Raw genomic sequence first — 7,379 nt, forward strand, 5'->3', positions numbered from 1 at the left:
CTCGCGCCCGCCGCCCACCCGCTGTGGACGGCCACCGAGGAGCCCGCGCCGGTGGAGGAGGCCGACCGGATACTGGCCCTGCCCGCACCCGGGCTGCTGGTGCAGTCGACGCGCGGCGACGGGATCGTACGGCTGCACAACCACGGCAGCGACCATGTCCGGCCGCACGAGGGCGAGTCGGCCGCCGAGGACGACCCGCACTACGGCCGGCAGGCGTACTCGACCCGGACCGGCCCGACGGCACCCGGCAACGTCGCGGACAACCATCTGTCGGTGGAGGTGAACGGCCGGCGCAGTGTGCGCCGCCGGATCCACCCGCTCGGCGCGGGGCACGGCGACGGCTGGGGCTGGGCGGCGTCCTGGCACCGGCCCGTCTTCGCCGGCGGCCCGCCGATGGTGCCGGGGCTGCGGGTGGAGAGCGTGACCGTGGCGCGGGGACCGTACGAGCTGCGCGTGCACCGGGTGACCGGCGCCCCGGCCGGGGCCCGCCTCACCCACACCGGGTGGGCCACCGGCCCCGACGAGCCGCTGGTGTCGGCACTGCACGGACTGCACGGCTGGGATCCCGCCCCGGAGACGGTCCGCGCCCCGCAGGGCACCGCCTACACGCCGTGGGCGGAGCTGCCCCGGCTGTCCGGCGACGCGGGCGGCACCTCGCTGCACGTGTGCCTGGCCGCGCTCACCGGCGAACCGGGCCCCGGCCCGCTGGCCGACGCCGTCACGGAGGTCGTGCCCGACGGCACCGGTGTCGAGGTGGTCTGGGCGGACGGGGGTGCGCGCACGCGGGTCTCGTTCGAGCCGGTGCGGGTCACGCACGGCTGAGGCACGGGCGCGGAAGGGAGGCCCCCGGGCGGCACGACGCCGGCCGGGGGCCTCCCTCGTGCGCGCGTCTCCGGTGGCGCACCGTGCCGGGCCCGGCGACGCTGATACGGCCACCGGCGAGAAGGAGTCCCCCATGTGCCAGGCGTCGCGCGCGGTGCCCGGGCCCGCCGGACGGGCCCGGGCCGTGTGCCGCGCGGGCGGACTCCGCCGAGGTCCGCGCCTCGCGCCGTACGGGCGGGGTGACGGCGACGGGGTGCGACGGGGGCGAGGGAGCGGTCGTCGTCCTCGCGATCGGAGTCCCCGCGTCCCGCCGCAAGCGCGCATGCCTTGAGTCCCGGTGGCTGGGTACGCGGTCACGGCCCACCACGGCAGTCGGTACTCGAGGACGACCGGCCGCGTGAAGCGGCCCGCCCAGAACGGAGATAAGGCTGATGAGCGAGGCCAACCCCCTCAAGCGGGTAGCCCACAAGGTCACCGAGACCCTCCAGGGGGAGGGCGGCGGTCCGCCGGACGGCGTGCCCGGCAAGCCCGGCCCCGAGTCGCCGCCGGTCGCCGAACCGACCACGCCCCGCGAGCCGCTGCCCCCGAAGCCGGACCAGAGCGGTCCTGACACGGTGTCGCCGACCGGACAGCCCACCGGCGCCGACCAGGCCCGGGTCGCCCAGTCCGGGGCCTATCTGACGAACGCGCAGGGCACGCGGATGTCCGACACGGACCATTCGCTGAAGGCCGGGCCGCGCGGGCCCGTGCTGCTCCAGGACCATCACCTGCGCGAGAAGGTCATGCACTTCGACCACGAGCGCATCCCGGAGCGCGTGGTCCACGCCCGGGGCGCGGGCGCGCACGGCGTGTTCCAGAGCTACGGCACGGCGGCCTCGGTGACGAAGGCGGGCTTCCTCGCGGCGGACGTGGAGACTCCGGTGTTCACCCGGTTCTCCACGGTGGTCGGCTCGCGGGGGTCGGCGGACACGGTGCGCGACACCCGCGGGTTCGCGACGAAGTTCTACACCAGCGAGGGCGTCTTCGACCTGGTCGGCAACAACATCCCGGTCTTCTTCATCCAGGACGCCATCAAGTTCCCCGACGTCGTGCACGCCGCGAAGCCGCACCCGGACCGCGAGATCCCGCAGGCGCAGAGCGCACACGACACCTTCTGGGACTTCGTGTCGCTGCACACCGAGGCGACCCATCACACGATCTTCTTCATGGGCGACCGCGGCATCCCGCGCTCGTACCGGATGATGGAGGGCTTCGGCGTCCACACCTTCCGGCTGGTCAACGCCGCGGGTGAGACGACGCTGGTGAAGTTCCACTGGAAGCCCAAGCTCGGTGTGCACTCCCTGGTGTGGGACGAGGCGCTGACCATCAACGGCGTCGACCCGGACTTCCACCGCCGCGACCTCGCCGACGCCATCGAGGCGGGCGCGTACCCGCAGTGGGAGCTGGGCATCCAGACGTTCCCCGACACCCCGGAGCAGACCTTCGAGGGCATCGACCTGCTGGACCCGACGAACCTCGTGCCCGAGGAGCTGGCCCCGGTGCAGCCGGTCGGGCTGCTGACCCTGAACCGCAATCCGTCCAACTACTTCGCCGAGACGGAGCAGGTCGCCTTCCACGTCGGTCACCTGGTGCCCGGCATCGACGTCACGGACGACCCGCTGCTCGCCGGGCGGCTGTTCTCGTACCTGGACACGCAGATCACGCGGCTGGGCGGCCCCAACTTCCCGCAGCTGCCGATCAACCGGCCGCAGGCGCCGGTCAACGACATGCTGCGCGACGGCATGCACCAGACGGCGGTGCACCGGGGCGTGGCGCCCTACAGCCCCAACACCCTGGACGGCGGCTGTCCGTTCACCGCCGGCGCGGACATGGGCGCGTACGTCGAGGCACCGGTCCACATTCCGGCGGCTTCGAAGGTGCGTGAGGCGCCGGAGACGTTCGCGGACCACTTCAGCCAGCCGCGCCGGTTCTGGCTGAGCATGAGCCCGGTGGAGCGCGAGCACATCATCGGCGCCTACACCTTCGAGCTCGGCAAGTGCTACGAGCAGGCCATCAGGGAGCGCACCCTCCAGGTCCTGGCCAACATCGACCCGGAGCTGTGCGCGGGCGTCGCCGAGGGCCTCGGCCTGCCCGCCCCGCAGCCCACGGTGCCGCTGGCGGACGTCGCGCCCAGCCCGGCGCTGTCCCAGGTCGGCGGTACCTGGCCGACCGAGGGCCGCGTCGTCGGCATCGTGACCAGCGGCGCCGACCTGGAGGGCGTGGCGGCCGTGCGGGAGGCGGTGCTGAACGCCGGGATGGTGCCGCTCGTGGTGGCGCCGACCGGCGGCCACCTCGGCTCGGGCGACGCGGCGTTGACCGTCCAGCGCAGCTATGTCACCGCGCGGTCCGTGGAGTTCGACGCCGTCCTGGTGGCGGGCACGCCCGCGATGGGCGGCGACGCGTACACGCCGCGGGACTACAAGGCGGCGCCGGCGCCCACGGGGCCGGGGTCGATCGACCCGCGGGTGAGCCTGCTGCTGTCGGAGGCGTTCCGGCACGGCAAGGCGATCGGCGTCTGGGCGGGTGGCGAGAGCGCCCTGGAGGCCTCGGGCGTGCCCGCCGACGCCGCCGGTGTGGTCGTCGCCGACTCCGGCACGGCCGCGCTGGAGCAGGTCACCGGGCTGCTGGGCTCCCACCGGGTGTGGGAACGCTTCACCACGCCCCGGGGCTGAGCCTCGGTCGGAAGGGCCGGTCGCCGAGGTCGGCGGCCGGCCCTCCCGCGTGTCTCAGCGCAGGACGTGCAGCGCCCCGGGCAGCACTCTGGCCGTGACGGGGACGACGGCCTCCACCTCGCCGTCGGCGCCGTAGGGGACGGGCCGGTCGGCCTCGATGCGGACCTCCTTGCCGCGCAGGACCCGCACCTGGGGGCGGTGGACGTGGGCGCCTGAGGCGAGTTCGTTCATGAGGGCGAAGAAGAGCCGCCGCGGCGCATGGTGGATCATCACGACCTCCAGCAGGCCGTCGTCCACCTCTGCGGCGGGGGCTATGAGCCGGTTGAAGCCGTAGTAGCCGGAGTTGGCGGCCACCACGGTGTAGCCGGTGAAGGCGTGCTCCTGCCCGTCGACGGTCACCCGGTAGCGGGTCGGGCGCCAGGTGGTGATCGCGCGCAGGGCGCCCGCGTAGTAGGAGGCGGTGCCGCGCAGCAGCCGCGCGTGGTTGGCGTGGCGGTTGGCGAGGGCGTCGACGCCCGCGTAGACGCTGCCGAGCACGACGGTGCGGTCGTGGACGGCGGAGGTGACCTCGATGGTGTCGACGGGGCACGGCTCGCCGTTCAGCAGCAGCTCGGCGAGGGCCTCGGGCCCGGTGGGCAGGCGCAGCGCGCGGGCGAAGTCGTTGCCGCGGCCCGCCGGGACGAGGCCGAGGACGGCGCCGGTGCCGCTGAGGGCGCCGCCGATCCCGCCGGCCATCCCGTCGCCGCCGACGGCGAGCACCACGCGGCCCCGCCGTCCGGCCTCGCGGGCGACGTCCCGGGCGTGCGCGAGGCTGCGGCTGTACTCGGTCTCCAGTCCGGCGCCCGCCTCCCGCAGCAGCCGGGCCACCCCGAGCAGCGCGGCGGCCGAGGTGGCGCCGCCCGCGGTGGGGTTGACGACGGCGGTGAACTGTCGCATCGATGTGCCTCCGGGCTGACGGGTGGTGCCGGACTGTTGTCTCACGGGACGGTCGGTGACCGGCCGTCGGGGGGGCGCGCGGACCTGCGCCTAGTCGGCGGGCAGCAGGACGCCCGGGTTGAGCAGCCCGGCCGGGTCCAGGGTCCGCTTGACGGCGCGCAGGGCCTCGATGCCGAGGGGGCCCGCCTCCCGGAGGTACCAGTCGCGGTGGTCGGTGCCGACCGCGTGGTGGTGGGTGATGGTGCCGCCGGCGGCGAGGATCGCGTCGTTGGCGGCGTGCTTCGCGCGGGTCCAGTGGGCCACGGGGTCGTCGCCCTGCGCGGAGACGACGGTGAAGTACAGGGAGGCGCCGTTCTCGTAGACGTGCGAGATGTGGCACATGACCAGCGGCGGGGTGCCGGCCTCGGTGAGCGTCGTGGTGAGCGCGTCGCGGACGGCCGTGTACAGGGCGGGGATCCGGGACCAGTAGGCCGCCGTCTCCAGGGTCTCGGCGAGCGCCCCGGCGTCCAGCAGGGAGTCGCGCAGATAGGGCGCGGAGTACCGGCCGTGCGCCCACCGCTCCCCCGGTTCCGCGCCGGCGGAGGTGCCGCCGCACTCGGCGAGCACGGCCGCCGCCCTCTCGCGGCGGTGCGCGGTGTCCTCCTCGGTGCCCTCGAAGCCGACGACCGCGAGGCAGCCGGCGCCCTGTTCGGCGAGGGAGGCGCCGATGGCGTCGGGCTGGGCCAGGCCGATCAGGGTCTCGGTCTCGTCGGACAGCCGCAGCACCGTCGGACGGGGGCCGTCCTGGGCGAGCCGGCGCAGGGCGGCGGCGCCCGCGTCGAAGGAGGCGAAGCGCCAGCCCTCGTAGCGGCGGACGGCCGGCACGGGACGGACGCGCACGGTCACGGAGGTGATGACGCCGAACGCGCCCTCCGAGCCCAGCACCAGTTGGCGCAGGTCGGGTCCGGCCGCCGAGCGCGGGGCGCGGCCCGTGTCGAGGGTGCCCTCGGGGGTGGCGAGGGTCAGGCCCAGCACCATCTCGTCGAAGCGTCCGTACCCGGCGGAGGCCTGTCCGCTGGAGCGGGTCGCGGCGAAGCCGCCGACGGTGGCCCACTCGTAGGACTGGGGGAAGTGGCCGAGTGTGTAGCCGTGTTCGGCGAGCAGCGCCTCGGCCTCCGGGGCGCGCAGGCCGGGTTGCAGCGTGGCGGTGCGGGAGACCGGGTCGAGGTCGAGCAGGCGGTTCATGTGCCGCAGGTCGAGGGCGACGAAGGGGCCCGGCCGGGCGGGGGCGAGCCCGCCGACGACGGAGGTGCCGCCGCCGAACGGGACGAGCGCCAGGCCGTTGCCGGCGCAGGCCCGCAGGACGGCGAGGACCTCGTCGTGAGTGCCGGGCAGGACGACGGCGGCCGGGGTGTCGTGGACGTCGCCGGCGCGCATGCGCAGCAGGTCGGGCGTGGACTTGCCGCGGGTGTGCCGGACGCGCGACTCGGCGTCCGTGCGCACGCGGTCGGCACGGTCGCCGACGGCGGCGAGCAGCGCCTCGCGGGCCGGGTCGTCCAGGACGGCGGGGAGGTCGATCTCCGCCAGGCCGACGGGCGCCGTGCCGTTCTCCTTGACGCCGAGCAGATCGCGCAGCAGCCCGGTCACGGTGTCGGGCAGCGGCGTCGCCCGGGCCGGGTCGCCCCAGCCGTTCCACAGCATGTCCATTGCCTGTCGTCCTCACCGGTCGTTGCGGGGGATGCCGCCCGCGCGGCCTCACTGGCGTTACACTGTTACACATGGCGCCCAATCGTCACAACCACGCGAGCCGGCCGAACTCCTCGGACAACGACACGGTGCTCGACGCCGTACGCGACTGCGTCCTGGCCGTCGGTGTCCGCCGCACGACCATGACCGACGTGGCCCGCCGCGCCGGCGTCTCCCGGATGACGCTCTACCGGCGCTGGCCCGACGTCCGGTCGCTGGTCGGCGATCTGATGACCCGGGAGTGGATCGCCGTCGCCACGGGCGCCATCCCCGCGCCCCGGCCCGGACTGGACACCCGCACGCGCGTCGTCGAGGGGCTGGTGACGGGGGTGGAGGCGTTCCGCGCCCACCCGCTCTTCCGCAAGATCGTCGACGTCGACCCCGAACTGCTGCTGCCCTACGTCCTGGACCGCCGCGGGGCGAGCCAGGAGGCCCTGCTCGACCTGCTGGCCGCCGCCCTGCGGGAGGGGCACGCCGACGGGTCGGTGCGGGCGGCGCCGCCCGGGCGGCAGGCGCGGTCCGTGCTGCTGGTCGTGCAGTCCTTCGCCCTGTCCCTGCGGACCATGACCGACGAGGACGACCCCGACCTGACCGCCGCCGCCTTCCTCGCGGAGCTGCGGACCATCCTCGAGAGGACCCTCACCCCATGAGCCCCACCAGCAGCCCCGCCGCCGGTGCCGCCCTGTCCGCCGCGCGGCGCTCGCGGGAACTGACCGACACCGCCGGCGGCCCGGTCGTCGACGTCCTGGTCGTCGGCCTCGGCGCGACCGGCGCCGGCGCCGCCCTGGACGCCGCGGCCCGAGGTCTGAGCGTCGTCGCCGTGGACGCCCACGACCTGGCCTTCGGCACCTCCCGGTGGAGCTCGAAGCTCATCCACGGCGGCCTGCGCTATCTGGCCTCCGCCCAGCTCGACGTCGCCCACGAGAGCGCGGTGGAGCGCGGCGTGCTGATGGAGCGCACCGCCCCGCACCTGGTGCGCGCCCAGCCGTTCGTGCTGCCGCTGACGCCCCTGGTCTCCCGCTCCCAGGCCACGCTCGCCTGGGCGGGCTTCCGGGCCGGCGACACGCTGCGGCTGGCGGCGCGCACGGCCCGGGCGACGCTTCCCGCGCCGCGCCGGCTGTCCGCCGTGGAGACCCGCCATCTCGCCCCGGCGCTGCGCCCGGCGGGGCTGCGGGGCGGGCTGCT

The 7,379-nt window shown here is 75.3% G+C and carries 5 protein-coding genes and 1 pseudogene; 4 read left to right on the plus strand and 2 right to left on the minus strand.

What is annotated here, in order from left to right; all coding sequences use genetic code 11:
- Window positions 1–822: pseudogene (locus GTW67_RS00340) on the plus strand (DUF2264 domain-containing protein); the annotation flags it as partial.
- Window positions 823–1,253: 431 nt separating this feature from the next.
- Entirely contained in the window at window positions 1,254–3,533 is a 2,280-nt protein-coding gene (locus tag GTW67_RS00345) for a catalase (RefSeq protein WP_161162767.1), read from the plus strand.
- Window positions 3,534–3,587: 54 nt separating this feature from the next.
- On the opposite strand, the gene GTW67_RS00350 is transcribed toward GTW67_RS00345, so the two are convergent.
- Window positions 3,588–4,469 (minus strand): diacylglycerol kinase family protein, encoded by an 882-nt coding sequence (locus GTW67_RS00350; RefSeq protein WP_161162768.1) that lies wholly within the window; start codon window positions 4,467–4,469, stop codon window positions 3,588–3,590.
- A gap of 90 nt (window positions 4,470–4,559) precedes the next feature.
- The gene (locus GTW67_RS00355; RefSeq protein ID WP_161162769.1) at window positions 4,560–6,155 is read right to left on the minus strand and encodes an FAD-binding oxidoreductase; all 1,596 of its coding nucleotides are present in this window, start codon (window positions 6,153–6,155) and stop codon (window positions 4,560–4,562) included.
- A gap of 71 nt (window positions 6,156–6,226) precedes the next feature.
- Here GTW67_RS00355 and GTW67_RS00360 point away from each other — a divergent pair, with 71 nt between their 5' ends.
- Both GTW67_RS00360 and GTW67_RS00365 read left to right on the plus strand, forming a co-directional pair.
- The gene (locus GTW67_RS00360; RefSeq protein WP_161162770.1) at window positions 6,227–6,844 is read left to right on the plus strand and encodes a TetR/AcrR family transcriptional regulator; all 618 of its coding nucleotides are present in this window, start codon (window positions 6,227–6,229) and stop codon (window positions 6,842–6,844) included.
- Window positions 6,841–7,379: FAD-dependent oxidoreductase (locus GTW67_RS00365; RefSeq protein WP_161162771.1), on the plus strand; the 539-nt coding region annotated here is incomplete at its 3' end. The genes GTW67_RS00360 and GTW67_RS00365, both read left to right, overlap by 4 nt.

The sequence above is a fragment of the Streptomyces sp. SID5910 genome, from assembly GCF_009862125.1.
Classification (GTDB): Bacteria; Actinomycetota; Actinomycetes; order Streptomycetales; family Streptomycetaceae; genus Streptomyces.